The organism is Bradyrhizobium sp. sGM-13, assembly GCF_018398875.1.
Lineage (GTDB): Bacteria > Pseudomonadota > Alphaproteobacteria > Rhizobiales > Xanthobacteraceae > Bradyrhizobium.
The window spans coordinates 224,236-249,092 of record NZ_JAGWDK010000010.1 but is presented as its reverse complement, the minus strand read 5'-3'; the positions used below and the strand labels follow the sequence as shown (position 1 = coordinate 249,092).

Genomic DNA, 24,857 nt, shown 5'->3' with positions numbered 1-24,857 from the left:
GCAGCGGTCGCCGCGCGGGCCCTCGATCTTGCGGCAGGTGTGGCGCGTTTGCGCCGCGTGGAAAAACCGAGGTCAAGGGATTCTGGCGCCCGGGCAGGGCAAGGACGTCATGCGCCGGTGACGAGCTCGTCGAATCTTTCCGTCATTTCGAAGAAATTCCGTTGGACTTCCCGATGATGGAGAACATTACGGCCGCTATGATGCCGGACAGCACAGACGCCAGGAGAACGCCGAGCCGGACCTGCGCGAGGACGGTTTCGTCGTCGAACGCCAGCGTTCCGATGAAGAGGCTCATGGTGAAACCGATGCCGGTCAGGATGGCCGTGGCATAGAACTTCGTCGTCGTGGCTCCGTCCGGCATGGCAGCGAGGCCCAGCCTGACGGCGAGCAGCGAGGCGCCGAAGACGCCGATCTGCTTGCCGATGAACAGCCCTGCAATGATCCCAAGTGGTATCGGCCCTGTCAGCTTTTCCAAGGTCAGCCCATGAAACGATACGCCTGCATTGGCGAAGGCAAAGAGCGGCACGATGGCGAAACTGACCCACGGCTTGAGTGCATGTTCGGTGTCCTCGAGCAGGCTGTGGCCATCATGCCGAGTGAGCGGCATCGCGAAGCCGACAGCGACACCGGCAAGTGTCGCATGCACGCCAGATTTGAGCACGCAGACCCAGGTGAAAAGGCCGGCGATCAGATAGAATGCGGGCCTTCGCACATCGAGCAGGTTGAGGACCACGAGCGCAGCGATGCCGAGCGCGCCGAGCCCCAGCGCCAGAACCGAAAGGTCGGCAGCATAGAAGATCGCGATAACGATGATCGCCATCAGATCGTCGATGATTGCGAGCGCCAATAGAAAGGTTTTCAGCGCAGCCGGTACCTTGCGTCCCAGCATGGCGCAGACGCCGAGCGCAAAGGCAATGTCGGTGGCTGCCGGTATGGCCCAGCCGCGCAACGCCTCGGCATCGCCCCAGTTGATCGCGGCAAAAATGGCGGCCGGCGTGACAAATCCGCCGAACGCGGCGATCACGGGCAATGCTGCTTTCTTCGGGCTCGCCAGCGCACCCTCGATCGCCTCGCGTTTGATCTCGAGGCCGACCAGCAGAAAGAACACCGCCATCAAGCCGTCGTTGATCCAGTGTTCGAGCGTCTTGGTCAATCCGATCGATCCGATCCGCACCTCGCCGGTGGTATGCAACAGCGCCTGATACTGCGGCCCGAGCGGCGAGTTAGCGACGATGAGCGCTGCAGCTGCGGCGATGCCAAGCGCGATACCGCCATAAAGGTCGGTATTGTCGGATATGTGAGGCGCGGCCGTCGGAGCCTTGGCCATCGGGGTCTTGGCCGTCATGAACCAGCCTTGCCGGCCTTCTCGATGGCAACTGACAGCGCGAGCTTGGTTTCCGCCACGATGTCCTCGACCAGTTCTTCTCGGCTGACATGGGCAGCCTGGCCGGTGAGCAGTCCCTGTTCGGCGAGCATCACCACGCCGTGCAGCGAAGCCCAGATCTTCAGAGCGCTCCGCTCGCGCAACAGTTCTACAGCGGGCGCCTCCAGCGCCTCTACCAGGAGCTCGAAGGTCTCCATTGCTGCACTATGCAGCTCGCTGCCTTTCGGCGCGCATGCCATGGTTCGAGACGCGAACATCAGGCGATAGATGCCGTTGCGGCGCAGGCCGAAATCAAGCGTGAGCTGCGCGAAGCGCGACAGCTTCGACTGCTTCGACGGCTTTTCAAGCGCCGCACGCATCATGGCGCTGAACTGGCGGAACGCTTCGGCCGTCACAGCCGTCAGCAGCGTCTCGCGATCGGCAAAATGCTTGTAGGGCGCCGGCTGCGAGACGCCGAGTTTCTTGGCCAGTGCGCTGATGCTGATCGCTTCGGGACCGCCCAGTTCCACTTCGTGCAACGCGGCCTGAACCAGGGCATCACGAAGATCCCCATGGTGGTAGGCATTCAGCGCTTTACGTGCGGGTCGAGGCGACATTCAGTTCCATGATCTATAACTTTTGCCTTGACAGCACAACGGCAACGCGAATGTAATATGATATAACTTCGCGGTGCTGCGGCCGATCTGTGCCGCTGCGCCGACGGAAAGGCAGCGCGAGACAATGCGCGCCACAAAAGAGGGGAACGTTGCGATGGCTGCAAAGCTGAAGGTCCGCGTCGACCAGGACAAATGCCAGGGACACGCGCGCTGTAAGTCACTGGCCCCCGAACTGTTCGACCTCGACGAATTCGGCAACGCGCACGAAACAGGCGACGGTTCTGTGCCTGCGGGCCTGGAAGACAAGGCCTGGCTCGCCCAGAGTAACTGTCCGGAAATTGCCATCGAGGTGACCGAAGAATAATCCGGTCGCGGATCTTTCATCCATCACGATCTGAACGAACCAAGCAGAGGAATTGCTCCGATGTCCGATTCCGCCAGCATCATGCCCGAGCATCCGCCAGTCACCGACTGGATCAACGATTTCGACCATACCGACCCGGTGTGGACGGAAGATCCATTTCCGATTTGGGAAAAGCTGCGCGCCGCTTCGCCGGTCGTTCACACCGAGCGCTTTCTCGGCTGCTACATGCCGACCACGTACCAGGCGGTGAAGGAAATCGCCTATGACACCGAGCACTTTTCTTCCCGACGCGTGATCGTGCGCGACGTGCGCCCGGAGATCACGGCCCGCGCACCGCCGATCACCTCTGACCCGCCTGAGCACAAGCCGGCCAAGCAAATTCTGCTGCCGCCCTTCACCCCGGACGCGATGAAGAAGCTGGAGCCGCGGGTCCGCGCGATCTGCAACGAGCTGATCGACGAGTTCATTGCCGACGGCAAATGCGACGCCGCCGCCCGCTACACCAAGCACATTCCGGTGCGCGCCATCGCGCACATGCTCGGGATTCCCGAGAAGGACGGCGACCTCTTCATCAAATGGATTCACGGCATCCTCGAACTCGGCATCAAGGACGACAACGCGCTGATGGAGGCGGTGAAGGATATGACCGGCTATTTCGCCGGCCACCTCGAACAGCGCAAGAAGAATCCGACCGACGATCTGATCTCGACATTAATGAAGGCAAAGGACAAGGACGGAAACCCGCTCACGGACGAACATGTGCTGGGTTCGCTGCGGCTGCTGTTGATCGCCGGCATCGACACCACCTGGAGCGCGATCGGCTCCTCGCTGTGGCATCTGGCGAAAACGCCCGCGGACCGCGAGCGCCTCGTCAAGGAGCCGGAGCTGATGCCGCTCGCAGTTGAGGAATTGCTGCGCGCCTACTCGCCGGTGACGATGGCTCGTGAGGTGATGAAGGAGACGACGGTCAGCGGCTGCCCGATCAAGCCCGGCAACATGGTGCTGCTGTCGTTCCCGGCCGCCAACCGCGATCCCGCCATGTTCCCCGATGCCGACAAGGTGGTCATCGATCGCAAGGAGAATCGCCACGCCGCGTTCGGCCTTGGTATTCACCGCTGCGTCGGCTCCAACCTCGCCCGCATGGAAATGACAGTTGCGATCGAGGAATGGCTGAAGCGGATTCCTGATTTCAGGCTCGATCCGGCCGGCAAGGTCACATGGTCGGAAGGCACCGTTCGCGGCCCGCGTCAGTTGCCCCTGCTGTTCGGGAAGACGAACTGAGTGCTCGAGGACGGGCATCGCGTCCCGGACGCAGCGCGGCACGAAGTGCTGCGCTGCTGAGCCGGGACCCGTTCCTGCGCATTGAGATGGGTCCCGGCTCTGCAGCGCAGCGCCGAGCAGGCGCTGCACCGCGTCCGGGACATGCGGTCCCCTGAACGGCGGATCAAGACACATAAGAGGCGAAGAGATACACCGCCGGCAGCAGACGGGAGGTCGTGATGAGCCGTATCTTTGGTGCAGTCTGCCAGAACGGATATGTCGTCCGCGATATCCGAGCCGCCATGGATCATTGGGTCAATGTGATGGGCGTCGGGCCCTGGTACTACATCGACAGGGTCAAGACCGATTACTTCCGCCACCGCGGCCAGGACTCCGCCATGGAGATGAGCGTAGCGCTCGCCAATTCCGGCGATCTTCAGATCGAGCTGATCCAGCAGCGCAATGACGCGCCCTCAATGTACAAGGAGTTTCTCGACTCCGGCCGCGAGGGCTTGCAGCATATGTTGTACTGGACCCGCGAATATCAGGCCCTCTACGACCGCGCGCTGTCGCTGGGCTATAAAGTCGGACACGAGGGCCAGATCGGCGGCGAAAAAGGGCGCTTCGCCTATTTCGATACCCAAGCCCATCCCGGCACCGTGGTGGAGATTTCAGACATCAGCGGAAGCAAGGGAAGTTTCTTCGAGCACATCCGCCGCGTTGCCGCCGATTGGGACGGCTCCGATCCGATCCGCGAAGTCGGCGGCCGCTGAGCGATGCGCGATCCGGCAACCGTGAATTAAGTTACGACCACAGCGCGGACCACGACGGCCACAAGAACGGCAAGCGCAAGGAGAGGCGAATGGCCAGACTTCCCCTGATCGATCCGGCGACAACCAGCGGTGACGTGCGTGCGTCCTTCGATCGAATGCCGGTCGTACTGAATATCTTTCGGATGATGGCGCATGCCGAGGCCAATTTCATTCCGGCGATGCGATTCGCCAATTCGATCCTGCACCGCCAGAAGCTCAGCCACGTCAATCGCGAATTGCTGATTCTTCAGGTCGCGCAATGGGAGCACGGCGAATATGAGTGGCGGCAGCATGTCGCGCTCGGCGTCGGCGTTACCCAGCGGCAGATCGACTGCATCGAACAGGGCAAATACGAGGACGCCGCCTTCAATGCCGCCGAACAGGCGCTGCTGGCGTTCGGCCGGGAAGTGATCGAGAACGTGCGCGTCGCTGAACCGGTCTTTGCCGCCATGCGCAGGCATTTCAGCGAGCAGGAGATCGTCGAATCGATCCTTGCGATCGGTTTCTACATGACGATGGCCCGCTTGACGGAAGCGACCGAGGTTGACCTCGACCCCGCTGCTGGGATGACCGTCTTCGAGGGCGGCCAGAAGCCAACGGGCTGACATTGACCACGCCCCCGGTTGCAGCGATCATCGGCCGGTCCAACGATGGTGTGGAGCACAGGGATGACGAGTGAGCCCGGTTCGAGCGGTCCGCGACCACTAGGCGAAATCGCCAGCTATCACGCCCACATCTACTACGATCCGGCGACCACGCGGGCCGAGGCCGAACAACTGCGCGCGTGGATCGGCGAGCGCTTTTCGGTCACGCTCGGACGGTGGCACGACGTCAAGGTCGGCCCGCACGATCAGGCCATGTACCAGGTCGCCTTTGCCCGCGAGATATTCCCCGAACTGGTGCCTTGGCTGATGCTCAACCATGGGAATCTGAGCGTTCTGGTCCATCCGAATACGACCAATCCGCGCCGGGATCATCTGGCCGACCCGATCTGGATCGGGCCGGCGCTGGCCGTACATGGCGATAAGCTGCCGGAGCACGCCGAGATGGAAGAGGCGCCGGCACCGAATACCAATCCAATTCTCCGGCCTTGAGCGCGGCTCTGCTGGCGAAAACCCCGGCCCGTTTACCAATACGAGGCTTGAACCTGTGAATTCGGCTGGTCATGATGGCCGAAAGCGCCTGTCTCGATTATGCCTTACTTTGATCTGCATTATGGTGGGACTTATTCGGTGAATCCCTTAGGAATCACTCTATTCCGAAGCGCCGATCCGGGGACGAATGGATAGAGCCAAGACCAGCGCAGCCGGGCTTGCGTCAAGTCGCGGTACCCGATTGCTCCGTGAGATGGCATTCGGGACGGCGGCGCTCGCCATGGCATTGGGGTTGGCTGCCTGGGTGACCGATTTCGATGTGGTCGGCTTGGTCAAGCCCGCATCCGCGAACGTCGGCAGCACATCCTCGTTCGACGAGCGCTTCGGCCACGCCTCGGTGCGACGTTCGCTGGCCATCAACTATCCCTGGCGCGCCGTCCCCCGCCCGCAGCGCGCGGACTTCGATGCGGAGTTCGCGTACATCGAAATCCTGTTGGGCGGACAATCGCGCGAGGAGCAATCGCGTGAGGAGAACGTGCAGCCTGCGCCGCCGGCCCCGACAGTCGAAGCGGCCATCCCGCTCCCGAGATCCCGGCCGGTCCTGGCCAACCTTCAGTCGCCGAGAAGCGATCCGCCGCCGGTCTCGTCCGACAACCGCACCATGTTCGAGAAGCTTGCCGATCTGGTGCCGATGCGCTTCTCGCTGGCCTCGTTGACGCCGGGGGATGGGCTGCTCAGCGAGCGCAAGGATCTGGCGGCGCTAGGCTATGACAGTCAGACCGCCGTCTACGACATTTCGGCCCGCGCCGTTTACCTGCCGAGCGGCACCAAGCTCGAGGCACACTCAGGGCTGGGCAGCCTGATGGACAATCCGGCACATGTCGACCAGCGCATGGTCGGCGCGACGCCGCCCAACATCTACGATTTGAAGCCGCGCGAGAAACTGTTTCACGGTGTCGCGGCGCTGCGCATGACCCCGATCGGCGAAAACGAAATGCACGGGCGAACGGGCCTGCTCGTGCACAGCTACCTGCTCGGGCCGAACGGTGATTCCAACGGCTGCGTCTCGATCAAGGACTACGACAGGTTCCTGCAGGCCTACCGGAACGGCGAGGTCAAACGGCTCGTCGTCGTGCCGAGTCTGCGCGAAGGTCTCACCGCGTCGCGGCGTTCGCCATCTCCGTCATGACCGCAGTTGCGGGCGATGCCGCCGATTCCGACACCCCGCTGCGGGCGGTCTTCAAGATCAGCCTGAACGGCAGGACGGTGTCGATCGCCACCGTAGGGGAGGCCTATCGCTTCATCACCAATCTCTCATCGATCGAATGGATCGAATTTCGCGCGCTGCACGCCGATGCCGTGCAAGCACTGGAGGGCGCCGCTGATAACGCGATGCTGACCGTACAGGCGACCAACGCCTTGCGTGCGCTGTTCGTCCGCGCGAAGCTGTTGTGAAGGCGCCAGCCTGTCAGTGGAAGCCCCACGGTTATGGCTCATGGACGCTCGAGAAAATATGTCCCCAGGGAAAGTGCCCCCATGCCCTTAAGTCACGCCGAAATTGAAGACGATTGTCTGATCCGGGAATTGGTGCAGAACTGGGCAATCTGGCGCGATGCCGGAGACTGGGAGCGTTTCCGCACGGTCTGGCATCCGGACGGCCGCATGATGGCGACCTGGACGCAGGGCACCGGCGACCAGTTCATCGAAATCAGCAAGCAGGCCTGGGCCAAGGGCGTCAGCATTCTGCATTTTCTCGGCGGCATCTCGGTTGACCTCGCAGGCGCCCGCGCGATTGCGCAGACGAAGATGACGATCTCGCAGCGTGCCGAGGTCGAGGGCGTGCTGTGCGACGTGCTCTGCACCGGGAGATTCTACGACTTCCTCGAAAAGCGGGAGGGACGCTGGGGCATCGTGCTGCGCCAGCCGATCTATGAGAAGGACCGCATGGACCCCGTCACGCCGGGTACGGCCCCGGTGCTGGACAAGGCTCTCCTCGAGCAATTCCCGCCGGGCTACCGCCATCTCGCCTATTTGCAGACCCGCATCGGCTATACGGTCAAGCGCGACATGCCCGGCCTCAAGGGACCCGAGGTCGAGGCCCTGTATGCGCGCGGCGCGGCGTGGTTGCAGGGCAGGCCGCTTAGCTGATCTCCTTGCGCACGGTCGCTGCCGCGTCGCACATCGCCTTCAATTTTCCAAACGCGACGTGGCGCGGCATGTACTTCATGCCGCAATCGGGCGCGATCACGAGCCGGTTGGCTGCGACGTGCTTGAGGCCGTTGCGGATGCGGCCGGCCACCACATCGGCGGATTCGATCTCGGGATTACCGAGGTCGAGCACGCCAAGCATGATCTTCTTCGACGACAGGTCCTTGAGCACGCCGAGATCGAGTTTCGGCTGCGCCGCCTCGATCGAAATCTGCTCGGCACTGGTGTCGGCGAGTTCAGCAAGGAAGGAATAGCCGGTCGGCTTGGTCGAGCCGGGGACGACCGCGGCATAGCCGAAGCACAGATGCACCACGGTCGGCACGGTGATGCCTTGCAGGGCGCGGTTGATTGCCTTGACGGCGTAGCGGCGGGCGAGGTCCGGGTTGTTGCGCACCCAGGGCTCGTCGAGCTGGATCACGTCAGCGCCGGCCTTTTGCAGATCGAGCGCCTCGGCGCTGACGGCTTCGGCAAATGCCATCGCCAGCTCTTCATCGTCCTTGTAGTACTCGTTCTTGGCCTGCTGGCTCATCGTGAACGGGCCGGGCAGGGTGATTTTGGCCGCGCGGTCGGTATTCCCCCGTAGAAATTCCATGTCGCGCAGCTCGACCGGGCCGCGGCGTTTTACCGGACCGACCACACGCGGCACCGGCGTTTCGTGTCCGCTGCGCGAGGTGATCATCGCCGGATTTTCGCCATCGATGCCTTCAAGCGCGGTGGCGAAGCGATTGGAATAGCTCTCGCGGCGGATTTCGCCGTCGGTCACGATGTCGATGCCGGCGCGCTCCATGTCCCTGATCGCAACGATGGTGGCGTCGTCCTGCGCTTCTTCCAGGTGCTCCGCAGGCAGCCGCCACATCGCGTGCAGGCGTGTGCGCGGCACCACCTTTGACAACATCGCGCGATCGACCAGCCATTCCGGCTGCGGGTAGCTGCCGACGACGGTGGTTGGCAGAAGATGTTTCGGCAGGTTCATTTGTATCTCCTTGCTCTTATTGTTGTTCCTCTCACATCAAGCCGCGCGTGTCGCAGCCGCCGCAACCTCGTCCTTTACGGGATTGCGCAGCACGCCGATGCCGGATACCTCGACCTCGACCACGTCGCCATCCTTCATCCACAGCGGCGGCGTGCGGTAGGCGCCGACGCCGCCGGTGGTGCCGGTGACGATGACGTCGCCGGGGACCAGTTCGGTGAAGGTCGAGCAGTAGGCGATCAGGGCAGGGACATCGAACACGAGGTCCGAGATCGGCGCGGCCTGCACTTCGACGCCGTTGAGTCGGGTCGCAATGGTCTGCTTGCTGATATCGGGGATTTCGTCCGTCGTGACCATCCATGGGCCGAATGCGCCGGTGCCGACAAAATTCTTTCCCGGCGCGAACTGCGAGGTGTGACGCTGCCAGTCGCGGATGCTTCCGTCATTGTAGCAGGCATAGCCCGCAAGATGCGCGAGCGCCTCTTCCCGCGAAATCCGGCGGCCGGCCTTACCGATGATCACAGCCATCTCGCCCTCGTAATCGAAACGTTCGGATTCCGGCGGCCGGATCATCGGCTGGCCGCCACCGACCTGGCTATTGGCGAAACGGGTGAAGATCATCGGATGCGGCGGCGTGGGGTGGCCGCTTTCGGCAAGGTGCGTGGCGTAGTTGACGCCGATGCAGAAGATCTTGTCCGGGTTGGGCACGGTCGGCAGCAGCTCGATTTCGGCCAATGCGTAATCGGGACGCTCACCTTGCAGCGCCTTCAGTTCGTCAAGCAACCCGTTGGCGAGCAACGACTTCAGGGTTGGATAGGCCTTAAGCCGTTTTCCGGCATCGATAATGCCTGCGTTCGTGACCAGGCCGTACGTTGCCGTTTGACCTGCCTTGAAACTCGCGATCCTCATATGACACTCTCTTCGATGTTGGAAACGTAGGGCTGGATGGGCAGCACGATCTTGCCCGACCGGATCGGGACGCAGTCGGGCGGAAAGTCCTGGTGGAAGCGCGCGCCGGCTTCCTCTGCTCGGTCGAGAAAGCGCTCGAGGTGATCCATGGCGCCGCCAGGCAGATCGTGCAGCACCATCAGGCTCCACGGCTGCGAGCGGCACAGATCGAGGGCTCGGTCGACCCAGCCATCGGGATCGTCCCAGTCGCGCGGGATCGCGTTCCAGAGCACGCAGCTATGCCTGTTGCGGATGAGGTAGTCGACCACGGAGGGCTTCAACAGCCGCCGATCGAGATTGCCGCCGCCGCCGAACGGCCTGAACCAGCGCGCTGCATGCGCGAGGTTGCCGATTGCATCTTGCGTCCGGCCGATCTCGCTTTGTGCCGCGTTCGGATCGCGTTGCTGCCCGAGCGGCACGGTGTGCGTAAAGGTGTGATTGCCGATCCAGTGACCTTCATCATGCGCGCGCGCCGCCAGCCGGCGGCGCTCGCCATCGCCGAGCTTTTCGCCGATCAAGAAGAACGTCGTCTTGATGCCGCGCTCGCGTAAGGTATCGAGCACGCGCGGCGTGACGCCGGGCTCGGGACCATTGTCGAATGTCAGCGTTAGGTCGAACACGCTCACGCTCCGTCAGGTCGCAGGCTGCAGGGCAGCGGGCGCGACTTCGCCGGCGGCGTCTTGCCCGGCGCGCGTGCCGGTCTGCCAGATCGCGGCCTTACGCTCGATCCATTTGATAGCGGCGTTGAAGGCGATCGCCATCGCCAGCACCAGCAACACGCCGGCGAAAACGTGCGGACTATCGAGAATGGTGCGGTAGCGCGAGATCAGATAGCCGATGCCCGCCGACGAAATCAGCATTTCCGACACCACCACACCGACGATCACAAGCGCGCCGCCGACGCGCAGCCCCGACAACACGGTCGGGATCGCCGCTGGAATGATGACGCGAACCAACCGCTGGCTCAGCGTCGCGCCCATGCTGCGGGCGGCCAGCAGCAATTGCGGATCGATGGTCTGGATACCCGCGGCAGTCGCCAGCATCGTCGGCAGAAAACCATAGATCGAAGCGAATGCGATCTTGGATTCCGAGCCGATGCCGAGCCAGACCGTGAAGACGGGATAAAGGATGACCAGCGGCACCGCATAGAGGCTCGAAACCATCGGCATGATCAGGATGCGCGGCCGCGGCAGGCTGCCGACGATGGCGCCGAGCAGGATGCCGCCGCCGCAGGCGAACGCCATCGAGATTGCGACCTCGTAGAGCGTGACGGCAAGGGCGTGGCCGTATTCGCCCGCCTCATTCCATCCGGCCGCGAGCGTCGAGGACAGTGACGGCAGAAACAGTTCCGGAATGAAGCCGGCACGCGGCAGGATTTCCCATAGCGCAATCAGGCTGATCACGATCAATCTGCGAAGTGTTGCCGCGCTCATGCCTACCTCACGCCGATTTGCGGATATGCCGCCAGATGCGGTCGCGCAGGCTGCCGAACGCGTCGCCGCTCAGCATCTCATAGGTGCGCGGTCGGGGCAGCGAGACCTGCAGATGATCGACGATGCGGCCGGGGCGCGGCGACATCACGATCACCTCGTCGGCGAGATAGACCGCTTCCGTCAGGCTGTGGGTCACGAACACCACCGTCTTGCCGGTCGCCGCCCAGATCCGCAGCAGCTCGTCGCCCATGGTCATGCGGGTCTGTTCGTCGAGCGCCGCGAACGGCTCGTCCATCAGCAGTACCGGCGGATCCTGCACCAGACCGCGCGCAATCGAGACGCGCTGCTTCATGCCGCCCGACAACTCGTGTGGATGGCGCTTGCCGAAGCCGTCAAGCCCGACGAGCTGCAGCGCGTCTTGCGCCCTGGCGCGGCGATCGTTTTTAGTGACGCCGCGCAGCGCCAGCGGAAACTCGACGTTTTCTTCCGCCGTCAGCCAGGGGAACAGACTGGCTTCCTGAAACACCACGCCGACCCGGTTCGGATCGGGCTCGGGGATCGGCGCACCGCTGATGGTGATGGTGCCGGAGGTCTGCTGGCGCAAACCCGCTATCATCATCAAAAGCGTCGACTTGCCGCAGCCGCTCGGGCCGACCAGCACCACGAAGCGGCCCGGTTTGACATCGAGCGAGACGTCCTCCAGCGCGACGACATCCTGCGTCGTGGTCTTGAAGATCTGCCCGACATTGCGGACTTCAATCGCGCCGGCCGGCTTCAGCGGGGTTATGTTCGCCAATGGCTGCATCGTGTTTCCACCCATCTGACCAGTTCATTGAAGGCAATCGCGATGGCGGCGATCATCACCACGCCGGCCAGCAATTGCTTCATCTGGAAGTTCTCGCCCCAAGTCGCAATCTGGTGCCCGATGCCGTCGCGCGAGGCGTACATTTCGGCGAGAATGACGCCGGTGAGGTTGAAGATCATCGAGATCCGCAGCGCTTCCAGCAGGACGGGGAGCATGCTCGGCAGATAGACGCGGAACGCGGTCTGAACAGGTGTCGCGCCATAGGAGCGGGCGACCGTCAAATGCTCAACCTTGACCGACTCTACCGCCGTCGTGGTCGATATGATCACGATGAAGATCGTCGAGAAGAAGCCGAAGCCCACCTTCTGCGAAAAGCCGACCCCGAACACCAGGATGAACATCGGCAGGAAGATCGACTTCGGAATGCTGAAGGCGAAGAACAGCAGCGGCTTTGCCACCTCGGCAAAATAGCGGTTCTCCGCGATCAGGAAGCCGATCAGCGCGCCGACCGGAACCGCGAGGGCGAACGCGGTCACCACCTCGGTTGCGGTGACCGTGAGATCCTTGCGCACACTCGCGCGCTGCAAGAGCTCGCCAAGCGTTGACAGCGTATCAGAGGCGGAGGGAAGCAGGCGCGGATTGACGATGCCGGTCCGCGACAGGATTTCCCATATCGCAAACAGCGCCACCACAATGGCAACCCGCGCCGCCTTTACCGCTAACCCGCTTTGCATCGCGCGTATCTCAGAACTTGGTCGGAACCGGCTTGAACTGCGTCGAGATAATTTCCGCGGCCGGCCCAAGGTCCTTCATGCCGCCCGCCTTGGCCATGTCGAGCGCGAGCTGGAGCTGTTCCGGAATCTTCGGCCCATCCATGCTGCCGTCGGTTTCCAGCTTCATGATCGTGTTCTCATACTCCAGCGCCGCGATCTCGGCGGGAATTTCATAGAGTTCGGTGATCAGCTTGACGGAGGCGTCCTTGTTGGCGCGCATGTACATCAGCGCGCCATAGAGCGCGTTCAGCGTCTTCTGTACGAGTTGCGGCTTGTCCTGCACGTATTTGTCAAGCGCGATCCAGCCGGCGGCGAGGTTCGGCGGCACTTCCTTGGAGAAGTCAAGGATGGTGCGTGCTTCGCCCGATTTTGAGATCTGGAAGCTCAGCGGCGAATAGACGACGGCCGCGTCGACATTCCCGGCAAGCAGGTTCGGCACCAGGCCGCCGCCGCCGACGGGAACACGGGTGAATTCGATCTTCTTGTCCTGCTGGGTCCACAACGCCAGCAGGTCGGAGCCGGAGCCCGCGGAGGTGATGGCGACCTTCTTGCCGTTCAGGTCCTTCACTCCAAGCGTCGATTTCGAAAGCGTCATCAACTGCCAGCCGTAATAGCCTGTGGCTGCGCTCGCGAGCACCTTGGAATTCACGCCCTTCTTGCGCCCGGCCGATACCAACGAACTGGCGTCGAGAATGACGTCGGCGGCGCCCGCCGCCATCGCCTCGAAGGTCTCGGCGCCGCCGCGATAGATCGTGAGTTCAGCCGCGATGCCTTCCTTCTCGAACAGTTTTTGGCGCACTGCGGTTTCCGCGATCGTCGTCGGCCAGTAGGTTTTCGTCGGAAGCCCGATGCGCACGGTATCGGTAGCTTGCGCCATGCCTGATGCGCCAAGCACGGTGGCGGCCGCAATCGTTCCCAATAAATGGCGTCGCGTTATTCTCATGGTGACGTTTCCCTTTGCTTTTCTTGATTTGATCTGGTCTTCAAACGGTCGATCAGGCGGTGTCGCCACCTCCGAAGGTTTTGGGTGTAGCGAGCTCGACAAGGTGCATGGTCGTCATGAAATGCTCCGAGAGCGCCGCGACCGCGGCATCGGCATCGCGCTTGAGCACGGCACGCACGATTGCCGCGTGTTCGGCCTCGACGTCGCGTGTGTGTTCCGTGTTGCGCCGGATCGCAAGCCTTCGATAGCGTTCGCTCTGCTCGTGGAGGACGTCGCGAAAGCCCAGCAACCATTGCGAGCCGCAGGCGTTCACGAGCGTCCGGTGGAAGACGCGGTGCCGCACCACCCATTCTTCATAGTGATGCGTCGGATCGTCGGGATAGGTGTGGGGGACGGCGCAGAGCGCCGTAAAAGACTTCTCCACCGAGGCAAGCCATGCCGCATCGCCACGCTCGATCGAACGGCGCAGCGCCAGACCTTCGATATCGACGCGGGTCTGCGTCACGTCCCTGAGGTCGGCTGATGATACCGGGCTGACACGAAAGCCGCGCTGGTCGGACGCCTGCACCAACCCGTCCGCGACCAGCCGCGACAGCGCCTCGCGCACCGCGGCGAGGCTGACCGAAAACTGCTTGGCGAGACCGGCGATGTGCAGCTTCTGGCCAGGTAGTAGCCGGGTCGATAGAATATCCGCGCGCAGCCGTTCCTGAACGGCGGATGTCAGGCTTCGCGGCCGTTCGTCGGCGAGGCGCTCGCCAAAACTCAACCCGATACTGCTCATGGCGGGCAGCTTGGCGAGAGTAGGTGAAATCGTCAATCGAAAATCGATTTTTTAGCTAAATATTTATCGACGCTTGCTTTTCTTCCTCGCCGGTTCGTTTCAAACCGACGAGCCCCCGAATATCTCTCGATGAGCCGGATCAAAAAATAATCGTGACAACCTCCTTGCACTTGCCTAGATAGTTCGCGTGCGAAATAAATTGATATCATCGATATGAGCCCACGTCGCGAGCACCGGCTCGTGTTCCTGCTTAACGTCGCGCAGCGCCGGCTGCAGCGCTGGATGGCGGCGCGATCCCCGCACGGCGGCGTGACCGCCGCGCAGTCCGGCCTGCTCTTCGTCCTGGGTCAGCGCGACGGCGCCCTGATGGGCGAGGCCGGAGCGGCGCTCGATCTTGGACCACCTGGCATCAGCGGATTGGTGGACCGGATGACGGCGGCGAACCTGATCGAGCGGCGCGCCGATCCGGATGACGGGCGTGCATGGCGTCTCTGGCTGACGCCGGCCGGCCGCGCGGCGATGGCGCAGTCGAAAGCCGGGCTCGCCGACGTCAACGCGCGGCTCACGGAAGGGTTTACCGACGCCGAGATCGATGTCGTTGCGCGCTGGCTTACCACCATGCAGAGCAGATTTCCCAAAGGAGAAGACGAATGACCGAGCACATCAAGATCGAGAAGAGCGACGGGATTTTGAGCCTGACGATGGCTCGGCCCGACAAGAAGAACGCGCTGACGAATGCGATGTACGGCGCGCTTGCGGACGCGATCGAAGCCGCCGAGACGGATTCATCCGTCCGCGTGCTGCTGATCCGCGGCGAGGGCGACATGTTTACCGCTGGCAACGACGTCGGCGAGTTTGCAGCCATTGCAACCGGCGCACTTCAGGGCGAGCGCCATGTCGGCCGCTTCCTGCAGGCGCTTGCACATTCGAGCCGCCCGCTGGTCGCAGCCGTTCAGGGACGCGCCGTCGGTATCGGCACCACGATGCTCTTGCACTGCGATCTGGTCGTGTTGGCCGAAAATGCGCTGTTGTCGACCCCGTTCGTTAATCTGGCGCTGGTGCCGGAAGCCGCTTCCAGCCTGCTGATGCCGCTTCGCATCGGCTATGCCCGCGCCTTCGAGATGTTCGCGCTCGGTGAGGCGGTCGATGCCAAATCCGCATTCTCCTGGGGACTTGCCAACCGCGTGGTGCCGCTCGACAAGCTCGATGCGGAAGCGAAGGCTTTCGCGTCCCGGTTGGCGAAACAGCCGGCGGGCGCCGTCAGCACGACCAAACGGCTGATGCGCAATCCGGAACTCCTGATGGCGCAGATCAAGGCCGAGAGCGAGCAGTTCGCGGCTCGCTTAAAGACCATGGAGGCGCGTGAGGCTTTCGTTGCGTTCGCCGAGCGCCGGCCGCCGGACTTTTTGAAACTGGCAAGCTAGCCGGCGCCGGCTGCATTGAAGATCGTTTTTCCTCGCCTGCGACGGCGAGGCAATTGACCGCCCGTGGCGGCCCAGCTACCTCTTTGGGCCGCCCGCGGGGGAAACAAATGAACAAGAACAATGACACTTCCGAATTCGATTACCTCATCGTCGGCGCTGGCTCGGCCGGATGCGTGCTCGCCAATCGATTGACGGCCGACGGCAAGCATTCCGTCTTGCTGCTGGAGGCCGGACCGAAGGACACCAATCTCTGGATCCACGTGCCGCTCGGCTACGGCAAACTGTTCAAGGAAAAATCCGTCAACTGGATGTACCAGACCGAGCCGGAACCGGGCTTGAACGGGAGGCAAGTGTTCCAGCCGCGCGGTAAGGTGCTTGGCGGCTCCAGTTCCATCAACGGTCTGCTCTATGTGCGCGGCCAGCATGAGGATTACGATCGATGGCGCCAGCGCGGCAATGCCGGCTGGGGCTATGACGACGTGCTGCCCTATTTCAAGAAGGCCGAGAACCAGCAGCGCGGCGCGGACAAATATCACGGCACCGGCGGCCCGCTGCCGGTGTCCGACTGGCGGCATCACGATCCGTTGTCGGAAGCCTTTGTGACCGCTGCGTCCGAGATCGGCATTCCAACCAACCCCGATTTCAATGGCGCCACGCAGGAGGGCGCGGGATTTTTCCAGACCACGACAAGGCGTGGGCGCCGGGCCAGCACGGCGTTCTCCTACCTTCGTCCCGCCAGGAAGCGGCCTAACCTGCACATCGAGACTTCCGCGCTGGCGCAGCGCATCCTGTTCGAAGGACGCAGCGCCAAGGCGGTCGAGTACAAGCAGGAAGGCCGCGTGCGCACGGTTCGGGCGCGCAAGGAAATTCTGGTCTCCAGCGGCGCATACAACTCGCCGCAACTGCTGCAGCTCTCCGGCGTCGGACCGGCGGATCTGTTGAAGCAGCACGGCATCGAGATCGTGCTCGACGCGCCCGGTGTCGGCAACGATCTGCAGGACCACATGCAGGTCCGCCTGATCACGCGCTGTTCGCAAAGGTGTACGCTCAACGATGTCGTTAATAATCCGATCCGCAAGATGATGGCGGGCATTCAGTACGCAGCCTTGCGCAAGGGGCCGCTGACGATCGCGGCCGGCACGTCAGGCGCTTTCTTCAAGACCAGCCCACGGCTGGCGTCGCCCGACATCCAGATTCATTTCCTGCCGTTCTCGACCGACAAGATGGGCGAGAAGCTGCACGCGCTTTCCGGGTTCACCGCCTCCGTCTGCCAGTTGCGCCCCGAAAGCCGCGGCTCGCTGCGTATCAGAAGCGCGGACCCTTCGATGCCGCCGGAAATCCGTATCAACTACCTCGCCACCGAAACCGATCGCCGCGCTTTCATCGACGGCATCCGCATCCTGCGCAAGATCCTCGCAGCCCCCGCGCTGAAGGCTTACGCGGTCTCAGAAGTCGATCCGGGTTCGAAGGTGCAGAGCGACGACGAGCTGCTGGATTTCTGCCGCCGCACCGGCAGCACGGTCTATCACCCCACCTCGACCTGCCGGATGGGCAGCGATGCGCTCGCGGTCGTCGACCAGCGCTTGCGCGTGCGCGGCATCGAGGGCCTTCGCGTGGTCGATGCCTCGATCATGCCGGACCTGATGTCGGGCAATACCAACGCGCCGACCATCATGATCGCCGAGAAGGCGTCGGACATGATTCTGGAGGATGCAAGGTAGGCAACGGCGTCAGCGGCAAACACCGCTGTCATCATCCGTGAAGGCGGATGATCCAGTACGCCGTGACGTCTCGGCTCTTACCTCCGCTGGCGGTTACTGGATGCCCGCCTTCGCGGGCATGACGACGATGTCGCGCATCATCCCTTCCACCCCCGCACCCGCTTGAGCATCTGCTCGACATGGGCGATCGGCGTTTCCGGCTGGATGCCGTGGCCGAGGTTGAAGATCAGCCGTCCTTGCGCGTAGTTCGCCAGCACGTCGTCGACGGCGCGGTCGAGTGCGGCGCCGCCTGCGATCAACACCAGTGGGTCGAGATTGCCCTGCACGGCGACACGGTTCTGCACGCGCTCGCGGATCATGGAAGGTTCGGCCGCCCAGTCGATGCTGACCGCATTGACGCCCGTTGCCTCCACATAGGCCGGCAGCAGCGCGCCGGCGCCGCGCGGAAAGCCGATGATCTTGGCGTCGGGTACTTGCGCGCGCACGCCGGCAACGATGCGCTTCGCCGGCTCGATCGACCAGCGCTCGAATTCGCGCGGCGGCAGCACGCCGGCCCAGGTGTCGAAAATCTGCAAGCAGTCGGCGCCGGCCTTGAGCTGGCCGAGCAGATATTGGATCGAATTCTCCACCAGCACGTCGATGATTTCAGCGAACGCCTCGGGATGACGGTAGGCCATCATCCGCGCCGGCGCCTGGTCTGGTGTGCCTTGTCCTGCAACCATGTAGGTTGCGACCGTCCAGGGCGCGCCGCAGAAGCCGATCAGCGCGATCTCAGGTGCGAGCTCGCGCTTCACGCGGCGTAACGCTTCATAGACCGGTTCGAGCTTGCCGAAATCGGCATGGCGCGCGAGCGCCGCGACATGCTCGGGGGTATCAAGCGGATCAAGCCGCGGACCTTCTCCGGCCTCGAAGCGCACGGAGCGGCCGAGTGCGTAGGGGATGACGAGAATGTCGGAAAAGATGATCGCCGCATCGAAGTTGAAACGGCGGATCGGTTGCAGCGTTACCTCGGCGGCATATTCCGGCGTAAAGCACAGGTCGAGAAAGCTTCCAGCCTTGGCGCGCAGCTCGCGATACTCCGGCAGATAGCGGCCGGCCTGTCGCATCATCCACACCGGCGGCACGTTCTGCCTGCGGCCGGAGAGCACTTCGACAAAAGGTTTCACGACGGATTTCTGAGACAAAACGTGGATTCCTGCGGGCGAGGCTGATGCGCCTCTGATACACGCAGGTTCCCTCGAGGCCAAGGACGGATAGCGAGGGCAAACGTGGAACCGGCGTAAAACGGGGCCGTTATCTCACTCATGGAGGTTCCTATGGCCCAGAAGTTCAATCCTGCTGCGCATGACAAGCACGCCGACGATCCCCGCGAAGCGCTGAAGGCCGACCGAGAAATCCATGAAAAACTCGAGGCCGGGCTGGTCGACACGTTTCCGGCATCGGACCCCGTGAGCGCTGCGCAACCGGCGCCGTCGAAAGCCGATCACGAACATGAGAATCCATCGCTGTGGCACAGGGTTCGCGCCGCCTTCCGCTAATGCAAAAATGGCGCGAATTGTTTCGCGTGGCAAACGGCCCCCCAAAGGGAGGGCGTTTCTGTTTGTACTTCAATAGTGCGGCGGCGGCTCGTTCGCCGGACCGGGCAAGTTGCTTTCGGCTTCCCGCAGCCGCTCCTTCAGTTCAGCCAATTGGCGCGTCAAGGAATCGATCTGGTGCCACTGTGCGGTAATCGTGTGATTCAGCACCTCGATCGTCTCATCCTGGAACGTCGCCCGTATTTCCAGTGCGTCAAGGCGCTCGCTCAGTGCGGTGACGTCATTCGTGCGCGCCATCGTTCCCTCGTCGCTGCCGCAGGCCATGGCCCAGCGCCACGCGTTCGTCGAACACGAAGCATTCGCCGCGCCAGCGGCTCTCATTCTCCGGTACGCCTTCGAGATAGCGGAGGATGCCGCCCTTGAGATGATAGACCTCGTCAAATCCGTGCGCCAGCAGATAGGCGCTGGCCTTCTCGCATCGGATACCGCCAGTGCAGAACATCGCAATCTTCTTGTGCTTCGCCGGATCGAGTTTCTGTGCGGCGAATTCCTTGAACTGCCCAAAGCTCTTGATGCCGGGGTCGACCGCGCCTTCGAACGTCCCCATCGCCACTTCGAAGGCATTGCGGGTGTCGATCACCAGCGTGTCCGGCGCTGCGATCAGTTCGTTCCAGTCTGCGGGCTCGACATAGGTGCCGACCTGTCGGGTCGGATCGACCGCCGTATCTCCGAGCGTAACGATTTCCTTCTTCAGCCGGATCTTCAGACGCCGAAACGGCATCTCGGAAGCGGTCGAAAACTTGAGCTCGAGATTACTGAGCCGGCCACCGAAAAGCGCGCCGTGCTGCAATTCGCTGACGAACGCGTCGATGCTCGCATCGCTGCCCGCAACCGTGCCGTTCATGCCCTCATGCGCCAGCAGCACGCTGCCCTTCAGCCCGAGGCCTGCAGCAGACGAGCGCAGCGGTTCGCGCAATTCCCGGAAGTCCGGCAGCGCGGCGAATTGATATAAGGCGGCGACCTTGAGCGGCATGGCGATCGTTTATCAGGCGGGCCGCGCAGGGGAAACCCCGTAAAGCCCTGCATATTCCGCGCATTGCCCCTGACGTGCCATTGGCATGCCAGCCATTGCCCTGCCGGGGATGAATATGCCAAAGAACCGTCTGTAAACCCGCCCGATGCTTCCGCGGGATGCTCAAGAAACGCTGAAAAGAAAGCACTCGCGATGAGGAATTTCCATTTCGCCGGCCGCTCCACGGTCCATGCCCAGAACGCGATGGTGGCAACGTCGCATCCGGAGGCCGCATTGGCCGCAATCAACGTGATGCGGGCGGGTGGCACGGCGGCGGACGCCGCGGTCGCGGCTTGCGCGTTGCTCGGCGTCATCGAGCCGCAATCGACCGGCATCGGGGGCGATTGCTTCGCGCTGATCCAACCCAAGGGCGAGGGCAAGATTGTCGCCTATAATGGCTCCGGCCGCGCGCCGATGGCGGCCAAGGCCGAATGGTACCTCGAACGCAAGATCCATTCGGTACCGCTGACCTCGGCGCATGCGGTGAGCATTCCCGGCGCGATCGACGCCTGGGAGACGATCCTGCGCGACCACGGCAAGATGGGACTCGATACGCTTCTGCAGCCCGCTATCAAGGCTGCCGAGGAAGGCTACGTCGTCGCGCCCCGTATTGCTTTCGACTGGAAGAACCAGTTCGAGAAGCTGAAGAACGGCACCAACACCGAGCGCTATCTGCTGCCGCACGGCAAGCCCGCGGTTGCCGGCGATGTGATCCACCAGCCCGAATTGGGCAAGACCCTGCGTGCGATCGCCAAGAATGGCCGCGACGCCTTTTATACCGGCGAGATCGCCGCGGACATGGTCGAGACCTTGCGCGGCATCGGCGGCCTGCACACGCTGGAAGATTTCGCCGCACATTCGACCGAGGCGACGTCGCCGATCGGCACGATGTACAAGGGCCACGATGTCTGGCAGTGCCCGCCAAGCGGCCCGGGCATCACCATGCTGGTGATGCTGAATATCCTTTCCCGCTTCGACCTGACGAAGTTTCCCGCGCTCAGTGTCGAGCGCTTTCATCTCGAAGCGGAGGCCGCGCGCATCGCCTACATGATGCGCGAGCAGCACATCGCTGATCCGCAGCATGTTCATGTCGATGTCGCCGGAATCCTCGCCAAGGAGTTCGCCGAGGAGCACATCAAGAATATCAGGATGGACCGGCTGCTCGACCTGCCGAACGTCGCGCCACCGATGAATCCATCCACCGTCTACATCACGGTGGTCGACAAGGACCGCAACGTCTGCTCGTTCATCAACTCGATCGCGCATTCCTTCGGTTCGGCGATCGTTTCCAACAAGACCGGCATCCTCCTGCAGAACCGCGCCGGCGGCTTCCGGATTCAGCCCGGCCATCCCAACTGCATCGCGCCGGGTAAGCGGCCGCTGCACACCATCATCCCGTCGCTCGCGACCAAAAACGGCCGCGCGGTGATGCCGTTCGGCGTGATGGGCGGCCAGTATCAGCCGGTGGGACAGACCCATGTGCTGACCAATATGCTGGACTATGGCTGCGATGTGCAGGAAGCCATCGATATGCCGCGCGGCCTGCATTATGAGGGCGTCTACCAGCTCGAGGACAGTGTGCCGGCCGAGATTGTCGAGGGCCTGAAGAAGATCGGCCACAAGACTACCAGCGTGGTCGGTCCGCTCGGCGGCGGCCAGGCGATCTGGATCGACTGGGACAAGGGCACGCTGACCGGCGGTTCCGATCCCCGCAAGGATGGTTGCGCGCTGGGCTACTGAGCGTCTAGAAGCTCCGTCTCTCCAGAAAGAGGTTCAACAGATGCGCTTCTCGCGACGCACGATCATCCGAACCGCATTTGCCGCCATGGCAGCCGCGGTTTCAACGCCCGCTGCCATCAGGATGGCAGCGGCCCAGACCGCAGGAAAACCCATGACCACAGCTTCAGGCTTGCAGATCATCGACAGCAAGGTCGGCACCGGCGCCTCGCCCAAAACCGGCCAGACCTGCGTCATGCATTACACCGGCTGGCTCTACGAGAACGGCCAGAAGGGCAAGAAGTTCGATTCCTCCGTCGACCGAAACGAGCCGTTCGAGTTCAAGATCGGTCAGCGCCAGGTGATCGCCGGCTGGGACGAAGGCGTCGCATCGATGAACGTCGGCGGCAAGCGCACGCTCATCATTCCGCCCGCACTCGGCTATGGCGCGCGGGGCGCCGGCGGCGTCATTCCGCCGAATGCGACGCTGATGTTCGACGTCGAATTGCTGGCGGTGAAGTAACCGCACACTGAACGAGGGAGCGCATCGTGAAGGTCTCGATCCTCGACGACTATTTCGACACGCTGCGCACCCTCGATTGTTTCGGCAAGCTGGCCGGACACGACGTCACAATCTGGAACGATCACGTCCAGGATGTCGATGCACTGGTGGAGCGCCTGCGCGATACCGAAGCGCTGGTCCTGATCCGGGAGCGGACGCAGATTCGCACACCGCTGCTGGAACGCTTGCCGAAACTGAAGCTGATCAGCCAGCGCAGCGTCTACCCGCATATCGACATCGACACCTGCACCCGGCTCGGCATCGTCGTGTCGTCGAGCCAGCATGCCGATAGGCCGTCCTATGCGACCGCCGAATTCACCTGGGGCCTGATCCTGGCGGCAATGCGCGCCATTCCGCAGCAGATGGCGGCGCTCAAGGCCGGCAAATGGCAGATCGGCGTCGGCCACACGCTGCGCGGCAAGACGCTCGGCATTTATGGCTATGGGCGGATCGGTGCTGTTGTTGCCGGCTACGGCAAGGCGTTCGGCATGAACGTGCTGGTATGGGCGCGCGAACCGGCGATGGCGAAGGCCCGCGCCGACGGATACGAGACTGCGGCAAGCAAGGCTGATTTCTTCGAACGATGCGACGTGCTTTCGCTGCACATGCGGCTCGTCGATGCCACGCGCGGCATCGTGAAAGCAGAAGATCTGGCGCGCATGAAACCGTCGGCGCTACTGGTCAACACCAGCCGTGCGCCGCTGATCGAGCCGAACGCGCTGGTCAACGCACTGCGCGCCGGAAGACCTGGCATGGCGGCGGTGGACGTCTACGAAAAAGAGCCGCTTCGCGACGTCAACGATCCGCTCCTGAACATGGACAACGTGGTCTGCACGCCGCATCTCGGCTACGTCTCGCGCGACGAATACGAAATCCAGTTCACGGATATCTTCGATCAGATCGTTGCCTATGCCGCCGGAACACCGACGAATGTCGTCAATCCGGATGTGATGTCCAGACGGCGTTGAATAGGCGGGGTGCGCCCGGCCATGACGAAAACCGGGACGCCTATGCGCCGCCGGCTCCCTTAATCTTCTGGTTTGCGGCCCCGGATTTCGATACCGTTCGGGACAAACGATATTTCGAGAAGGCGCCCAATGACCGGCACGCATGACCACACCCATTCACACTCCCACGATCACGACGAGCGCTGGAAGCATGACGGCGTTCGCGTGATTCCCGGTAATCAGCTCGATCCCAACGTGCCCTCGACCGCGGGCATGGATCGCAAGGCCGCGATCAATTTCGCCCGCGTCGGCGCGCAGAAATTGTGGGCGGGCACGGTGACGATCCGGCCCGACGCCAAGACAGGCGCGCATCACCACGGCCATCTCGAAAGCATCATCTATGTCGTGAAGGGCAAGGCGCGGATGCGCTGGGGCGAACATCTGCAGTTCACCGCCGAGGCCGGCCCCGGAGATTTCATCTTCGTGCCGCCCTACGTGCCGCACCAGGAGATCAATGCCAGCCGCGACGAGGTTCTGGAATGCGTGCTGGTGCGCTCTGACGGCGAGGCGGTGGCAATCAATCTCGACATCGAGCCCGTGGAAAAGCCGGAGACCGTGCTGTGGGTCGATCCCGTGCACCGCGATCCCGCCGAGAAAAAGTGACGATTGCGATTTTGCCCGGCCTCGCCGCTGCTTGAGAGAATCCCATGACGCTTGTTCGCTACGAGAGCACGGACCACGTCGCCACCATCATGATGGATCGTAGATCCTCGCACAACGCGCTCAACAACGCCTTGTGCGACGAACTGCGGCAGGCCTGGCAGCGTTTTCACGACAGCGACGATCGCGTGGCGGTGCTCGCCTCGTCCGAGGAGGCGTATTTCTCGGTCGGCGCCGACGTGAACGATCTCCCTGTCAACATGTGGCATGCTGTGCCCGGCTTGGGCGTTGAGCTGGACAAGCCGGTGATTGCCGCGACCTCGGGCTGGGTCGTCGGCGGCGCCTTCGTGCTGGTGCAGATGGCCGACATGTGCGTGGCGTCGGAGACGACGCGCTTCATCTACCCCGAGGGCAAGATCGGCACCACCGCCGGCGGCGTCTCCTCAGTGATGGCGCGCATGCCGCACAAGATCGCCATGGAATTCCTGCTGGTCGGTGAGGAAATGTCGGCGGAGCGGGCCTATCAGATTAGCTTCGTCAACAGGGTCGCGCCGAAGGGGCAGCATGTCGCGCTCGCCCAGGAGATGGCCGCAAAAATCGCCGCGAATGCGCCGCTGGTGGTTCGGGCTCTCAAGAAGCTCGCCCGCGATGCGATGCCGAAGGGACCACTGGAGACGGTCGCCGAGGTGCGGCGGCTGCTGGACGTCGTGCGCGACAGCGACGACCTCAAGGAAGGCGTCAAGGCGTTTGCCGAAAAGCGCAAGCCTGATTTCAAGGGCAGGTAGCGGCCATTTGCCGTCGGGGTCCAGTGAACGCGCGCCAACTCGCCGCCGGAAAATAAATTTTGAA

At 62.8% G+C, this 24,857-nt stretch carries 30 protein-coding genes; 17 read left to right on the top strand and 13 right to left on the bottom strand.

Translation table 11 applies throughout. The features are described from left to right. Positions 1–142: 142 nt before the first annotated feature. Together nhaA and KJQ96_RS17820 are read right to left on the bottom strand one after the other, a co-directional pair. Positions 143–1,345: a Na+/H+ antiporter NhaA gene (gene nhaA, locus KJQ96_RS17825; protein WP_249734154.1), complete on the bottom strand. Its 1,203-nt coding sequence runs from the start codon at positions 1,343–1,345 to the stop codon at positions 143–145. Continuing rightward, positions 1,342–1,980 (bottom strand): TetR/AcrR family transcriptional regulator, encoded by a 639-nt coding sequence (locus KJQ96_RS17820; RefSeq protein ID WP_057844106.1) that lies wholly within the window; start codon positions 1,978–1,980, stop codon positions 1,342–1,344. The genes nhaA and KJQ96_RS17820 overlap by 4 nt, the downstream gene beginning before the upstream one ends. A gap of 154 nt (positions 1,981–2,134) precedes the next feature. On the opposite strand from KJQ96_RS17820, the gene KJQ96_RS17815 reads away from it, so the two are divergent. The 8 genes from KJQ96_RS17815 (at position 2,135) to KJQ96_RS17780 (ending at position 7,658) form a co-directional block, all read left to right on the top strand. Continuing rightward, entirely contained in the window at positions 2,135–2,344 is a 210-nt protein-coding gene (locus tag KJQ96_RS17815; RefSeq protein ID WP_028349502.1) for a ferredoxin, read from the top strand. 60 nt (positions 2,345–2,404) lie between these two features. Next, complete coding sequence (locus KJQ96_RS17810; RefSeq protein ID WP_213287876.1) at positions 2,405–3,625, top strand: cytochrome P450; 1,221 nt, start codon at positions 2,405–2,407, stop codon at positions 3,623–3,625. Positions 3,626–3,843: 218 nt separating this feature from the next. Beyond that, a complete protein-coding gene (locus tag KJQ96_RS17805) occupies positions 3,844–4,377 on the top strand; it encodes a VOC family protein (protein ID WP_213287875.1) in 534 nt (177 codons plus the stop codon). An 89-nt stretch (positions 4,378–4,466) separates the two neighbouring features. Next, a complete protein-coding gene (locus KJQ96_RS17800) occupies positions 4,467–5,021 on the top strand; it encodes a carboxymuconolactone decarboxylase family protein (protein WP_213287874.1) in 555 nt (184 codons plus the stop codon). A gap of 63 nt (positions 5,022–5,084) precedes the next feature. After that, positions 5,085–5,510 carry a DOPA 4,5-dioxygenase family protein gene (locus tag KJQ96_RS17795; protein ID WP_213287873.1) on the top strand — a complete coding sequence of 142 codons (426 nt, stop codon included), beginning with the start codon at positions 5,085–5,087 and terminating at the stop codon, positions 5,508–5,510. A 253-nt stretch (positions 5,511–5,763) separates the two neighbouring features. Then, positions 5,764–6,699, top strand: coding sequence for a DUF2778 domain-containing protein (locus KJQ96_RS17790; RefSeq protein ID WP_213287872.1), 936 nt, complete (start codon positions 5,764–5,766; stop codon positions 6,697–6,699). Continuing rightward, positions 6,696–6,965 (top strand): hypothetical protein, encoded by a 270-nt coding sequence (locus tag KJQ96_RS17785; RefSeq protein ID WP_213287871.1) that lies wholly within the window; start codon positions 6,696–6,698, stop codon positions 6,963–6,965. Before KJQ96_RS17790 ends, KJQ96_RS17785 begins: the two co-directional genes overlap by 4 nt. Positions 6,966–7,046: 81 nt before the next feature. Further along, positions 7,047–7,658, top strand: coding sequence for a nuclear transport factor 2 family protein (locus KJQ96_RS17780; protein WP_213287870.1), 612 nt, complete (start codon positions 7,047–7,049; stop codon positions 7,656–7,658). On the opposite strand, the gene KJQ96_RS17775 is transcribed toward KJQ96_RS17780, so the two are convergent. The 8 genes from KJQ96_RS17775 to KJQ96_RS17740 are packed head-to-tail and all read right to left on the bottom strand — an operon-like array spanning position 7,651 to position 14,407. Continuing rightward, positions 7,651–8,691, bottom strand: coding sequence for a uroporphyrinogen decarboxylase family protein (locus KJQ96_RS17775; RefSeq protein ID WP_213287869.1), 1,041 nt, complete (start codon positions 8,689–8,691; stop codon positions 7,651–7,653). The two genes, KJQ96_RS17780 and KJQ96_RS17775, sit on opposite strands and share 8 nt — an antisense overlap. 36 nt (positions 8,692–8,727) lie before the next feature. Beyond that, positions 8,728–9,597: a fumarylacetoacetate hydrolase family protein gene (locus KJQ96_RS17770; RefSeq protein ID WP_213287868.1), complete on the bottom strand. Its 870-nt coding sequence runs from the start codon at positions 9,595–9,597 to the stop codon at positions 8,728–8,730. Next, on the bottom strand, positions 9,594–10,256 hold the full coding sequence (locus tag KJQ96_RS17765; RefSeq protein WP_213287867.1) for a polysaccharide deacetylase family protein: 663 nt from the start codon (positions 10,254–10,256) through the stop codon (positions 9,594–9,596). The genes KJQ96_RS17770 and KJQ96_RS17765 overlap by 4 nt, the downstream gene beginning before the upstream one ends. Before the next feature lie 12 nt (positions 10,257–10,268). After that, entirely contained in the window at positions 10,269–11,069 is an 801-nt protein-coding gene (locus KJQ96_RS17760) for an ABC transporter permease (RefSeq protein WP_213287866.1), read from the bottom strand. 7 nt (positions 11,070–11,076) lie between these two features. Further along, on the bottom strand, positions 11,077–11,874 hold the full coding sequence (locus tag KJQ96_RS17755; RefSeq protein WP_249734153.1) for an ABC transporter ATP-binding protein: 798 nt from the start codon (positions 11,872–11,874) through the stop codon (positions 11,077–11,079). After that, positions 11,853–12,608 (bottom strand): ABC transporter permease, encoded by a 756-nt coding sequence (locus KJQ96_RS17750; protein WP_213287864.1) that lies wholly within the window; start codon positions 12,606–12,608, stop codon positions 11,853–11,855. Before KJQ96_RS17750 ends, KJQ96_RS17755 begins: the two co-directional genes overlap by 22 nt. A gap of 10 nt (positions 12,609–12,618) precedes the next feature. Beyond that, positions 12,619–13,590 (bottom strand): ABC transporter substrate-binding protein, encoded by a 972-nt coding sequence (locus KJQ96_RS17745; protein ID WP_213287863.1) that lies wholly within the window; start codon positions 13,588–13,590, stop codon positions 12,619–12,621. A 52-nt stretch (positions 13,591–13,642) separates the two neighbouring features. Then, positions 13,643–14,407, bottom strand: a complete 765-nt coding sequence (locus KJQ96_RS17740) for a GntR family transcriptional regulator (protein ID WP_249734152.1) — start codon at positions 14,405–14,407, stop codon at positions 13,643–13,645. A 177-nt stretch (positions 14,408–14,584) separates the two neighbouring features. Here KJQ96_RS17740 and KJQ96_RS17735 point away from each other — a divergent pair, with 177 nt between their 5' ends. The 3 genes from KJQ96_RS17735 (at position 14,585) to KJQ96_RS17725 (ending at position 17,516) form a co-directional block, all read left to right on the top strand. Beyond that, positions 14,585–15,025 carry a MarR family winged helix-turn-helix transcriptional regulator gene (locus KJQ96_RS17735; protein ID WP_213287862.1) on the top strand — a complete coding sequence of 147 codons (441 nt, stop codon included), beginning with the start codon at positions 14,585–14,587 and terminating at the stop codon, positions 15,023–15,025. After that, positions 15,022–15,795, top strand: coding sequence for an enoyl-CoA hydratase (locus tag KJQ96_RS17730; RefSeq protein ID WP_213287861.1), 774 nt, complete (start codon positions 15,022–15,024; stop codon positions 15,793–15,795). Before KJQ96_RS17735 ends, KJQ96_RS17730 begins: the two co-directional genes overlap by 4 nt. 107 nt (positions 15,796–15,902) lie before the next feature. Further along, a complete protein-coding gene (locus KJQ96_RS17725; RefSeq protein ID WP_213287860.1) occupies positions 15,903–17,516 on the top strand; it encodes a GMC family oxidoreductase in 1,614 nt (537 codons plus the stop codon). A gap of 137 nt (positions 17,517–17,653) precedes the next feature. Here KJQ96_RS17725 and hemE read toward each other — a convergent pair whose 3' ends face one another. Continuing rightward, on the bottom strand, positions 17,654–18,700 hold the full coding sequence (gene hemE / locus KJQ96_RS17720) for a uroporphyrinogen decarboxylase (RefSeq protein WP_213287859.1): 1,047 nt from the start codon (positions 18,698–18,700) through the stop codon (positions 17,654–17,656). 132 nt (positions 18,701–18,832) lie between these two features. Here hemE and KJQ96_RS17715 point away from each other — a divergent pair, with 132 nt between their 5' ends. Continuing rightward, the gene (locus tag KJQ96_RS17715) at positions 18,833–19,054 is read left to right on the top strand and encodes a hypothetical protein (protein ID WP_213287858.1); all 222 of its coding nucleotides are present in this window, start codon (positions 18,833–18,835) and stop codon (positions 19,052–19,054) included. A gap of 69 nt (positions 19,055–19,123) precedes the next feature. Here KJQ96_RS17715 and KJQ96_RS17710 read toward each other — a convergent pair whose 3' ends face one another. Both KJQ96_RS17710 and KJQ96_RS17705 read right to left on the bottom strand, forming a co-directional pair. Continuing rightward, positions 19,124–19,348, bottom strand: a complete 225-nt coding sequence (locus KJQ96_RS17710; RefSeq protein ID WP_028349523.1) for a SlyX family protein — start codon at positions 19,346–19,348, stop codon at positions 19,124–19,126. Next, positions 19,332–20,084 (bottom strand): rhodanese-related sulfurtransferase, encoded by a 753-nt coding sequence (locus KJQ96_RS17705; RefSeq protein ID WP_213287857.1) that lies wholly within the window; start codon positions 20,082–20,084, stop codon positions 19,332–19,334. The genes KJQ96_RS17710 and KJQ96_RS17705 overlap by 17 nt, the downstream gene beginning before the upstream one ends. A 192-nt stretch (positions 20,085–20,276) precedes the next feature. On the opposite strand from KJQ96_RS17705, the gene ggt reads away from it, so the two are divergent. The 5 genes from ggt (at position 20,277) to KJQ96_RS17680 (ending at position 24,793) form a co-directional block, all read left to right on the top strand. Beyond that, positions 20,277–21,863 carry a gamma-glutamyltransferase gene (gene ggt / locus KJQ96_RS17700; RefSeq protein WP_213287856.1) on the top strand — a complete coding sequence of 529 codons (1,587 nt, stop codon included), beginning with the start codon at positions 20,277–20,279 and terminating at the stop codon, positions 21,861–21,863. 85 nt (positions 21,864–21,948) lie between these two features. Further along, complete coding sequence (locus KJQ96_RS17695; protein WP_249734171.1) at positions 21,949–22,362, top strand: FKBP-type peptidyl-prolyl cis-trans isomerase; 414 nt, start codon at positions 21,949–21,951, stop codon at positions 22,360–22,362. A gap of 26 nt (positions 22,363–22,388) precedes the next feature. Next, complete coding sequence (locus KJQ96_RS17690; RefSeq protein ID WP_213287855.1) at positions 22,389–23,369, top strand: D-2-hydroxyacid dehydrogenase family protein; 981 nt, start codon at positions 22,389–22,391, stop codon at positions 23,367–23,369. A 129-nt stretch (positions 23,370–23,498) separates the two neighbouring features. Further along, positions 23,499–24,011 carry a cupin domain-containing protein gene (locus KJQ96_RS17685; RefSeq protein WP_213287854.1) on the top strand — a complete coding sequence of 171 codons (513 nt, stop codon included), beginning with the start codon at positions 23,499–23,501 and terminating at the stop codon, positions 24,009–24,011. Between the two features lie 44 nt (positions 24,012–24,055). Then, positions 24,056–24,793, top strand: a complete 738-nt coding sequence (locus tag KJQ96_RS17680; protein ID WP_213287853.1) for an enoyl-CoA hydratase/isomerase family protein — start codon at positions 24,056–24,058, stop codon at positions 24,791–24,793. Positions 24,794–24,857 lie beyond the last annotated feature (64 nt).

Bases quoted from the DNA above. Each gene is read 5' to 3' on its own strand.
- KJQ96_RS17760 (WP_213287866.1), bottom strand. From the start codon at position 11,069: ATGAGCGCGGCAACACTTCGCAGATTGATCGTGATCAGCCTGATTGCG.
- KJQ96_RS17680 (WP_213287853.1), top strand. From the start codon at position 24,056: ATGACGCTTGTTCGCTACGAGAGCACGGACCACGTCGCCACCATCATG.
- KJQ96_RS17695 (WP_249734171.1), top strand. From the start codon at position 21,949: ATGGCAGCCGCGGTTTCAACGCCCGCTGCCATCAGGATGGCAGCGGCC.
- KJQ96_RS17735 (WP_213287862.1), top strand. From the start codon at position 14,585: ATGAGCCCACGTCGCGAGCACCGGCTCGTGTTCCTGCTTAACGTCGCG.
- KJQ96_RS17790 (WP_213287872.1), top strand. From the start codon at position 5,764: ATGGCATTCGGGACGGCGGCGCTCGCCATGGCATTGGGGTTGGCTGCC.
- KJQ96_RS17810 (WP_213287876.1), top strand. From the start codon at position 2,405: ATGTCCGATTCCGCCAGCATCATGCCCGAGCATCCGCCAGTCACCGAC.
- KJQ96_RS17710 (WP_028349523.1), bottom strand. From the start codon at position 19,348: ATGGCGCGCACGAATGACGTCACCGCACTGAGCGAGCGCCTTGACGCA.
- KJQ96_RS17685 (WP_213287854.1), top strand. From the start codon at position 23,499: ATGACCGGCACGCATGACCACACCCATTCACACTCCCACGATCACGAC.
- KJQ96_RS17745 (WP_213287863.1), bottom strand. From the start codon at position 13,590: ATGAGAATAACGCGACGCCATTTATTGGGAACGATTGCGGCCGCCACC.
- KJQ96_RS17805 (WP_213287875.1), top strand. From the start codon at position 3,844: ATGAGCCGTATCTTTGGTGCAGTCTGCCAGAACGGATATGTCGTCCGC.
- ggt (WP_213287856.1), top strand. From the start codon at position 20,277: ATGAGGAATTTCCATTTCGCCGGCCGCTCCACGGTCCATGCCCAGAAC.
- KJQ96_RS17795 (WP_213287873.1), top strand. From the start codon at position 5,085: ATGACGAGTGAGCCCGGTTCGAGCGGTCCGCGACCACTAGGCGAAATC.
- KJQ96_RS17715 (WP_213287858.1), top strand. From the start codon at position 18,833: ATGGCCCAGAAGTTCAATCCTGCTGCGCATGACAAGCACGCCGACGAT.
- KJQ96_RS17800 (WP_213287874.1), top strand. From the start codon at position 4,467: ATGGCCAGACTTCCCCTGATCGATCCGGCGACAACCAGCGGTGACGTG.
- KJQ96_RS17725 (WP_213287860.1), top strand. From the start codon at position 15,903: ATGAACAAGAACAATGACACTTCCGAATTCGATTACCTCATCGTCGGC.
- KJQ96_RS17770 (WP_213287868.1), bottom strand. From the start codon at position 9,597: ATGAGGATCGCGAGTTTCAAGGCAGGTCAAACGGCAACGTACGGCCTG.
- KJQ96_RS17785 (WP_213287871.1), top strand. From the start codon at position 6,696: ATGACCGCAGTTGCGGGCGATGCCGCCGATTCCGACACCCCGCTGCGG.
- KJQ96_RS17815 (WP_028349502.1), top strand. From the start codon at position 2,135: ATGGCTGCAAAGCTGAAGGTCCGCGTCGACCAGGACAAATGCCAGGGA.
- KJQ96_RS17820 (WP_057844106.1), bottom strand. From the start codon at position 1,980: ATGTCGCCTCGACCCGCACGTAAAGCGCTGAATGCCTACCACCATGGG.
- KJQ96_RS17775 (WP_213287869.1), bottom strand. From the start codon at position 8,691: ATGAACCTGCCGAAACATCTTCTGCCAACCACCGTCGTCGGCAGCTAC.
- KJQ96_RS17755 (WP_249734153.1), bottom strand. From the start codon at position 11,874: ATGCAGCCATTGGCGAACATAACCCCGCTGAAGCCGGCCGGCGCGATT.
- KJQ96_RS17780 (WP_213287870.1), top strand. From the start codon at position 7,047: ATGCCCTTAAGTCACGCCGAAATTGAAGACGATTGTCTGATCCGGGAA.
- KJQ96_RS17730 (WP_213287861.1), top strand. From the start codon at position 15,022: ATGACCGAGCACATCAAGATCGAGAAGAGCGACGGGATTTTGAGCCTG.
- KJQ96_RS17705 (WP_213287857.1), bottom strand. From the start codon at position 20,084: ATGCCGCTCAAGGTCGCCGCCTTATATCAATTCGCCGCGCTGCCGGAC.
- nhaA (WP_249734154.1), bottom strand. From the start codon at position 1,345: ATGACGGCCAAGACCCCGATGGCCAAGGCTCCGACGGCCGCGCCTCAC.
- KJQ96_RS17750 (WP_213287864.1), bottom strand. From the start codon at position 12,608: ATGCAAAGCGGGTTAGCGGTAAAGGCGGCGCGGGTTGCCATTGTGGTG.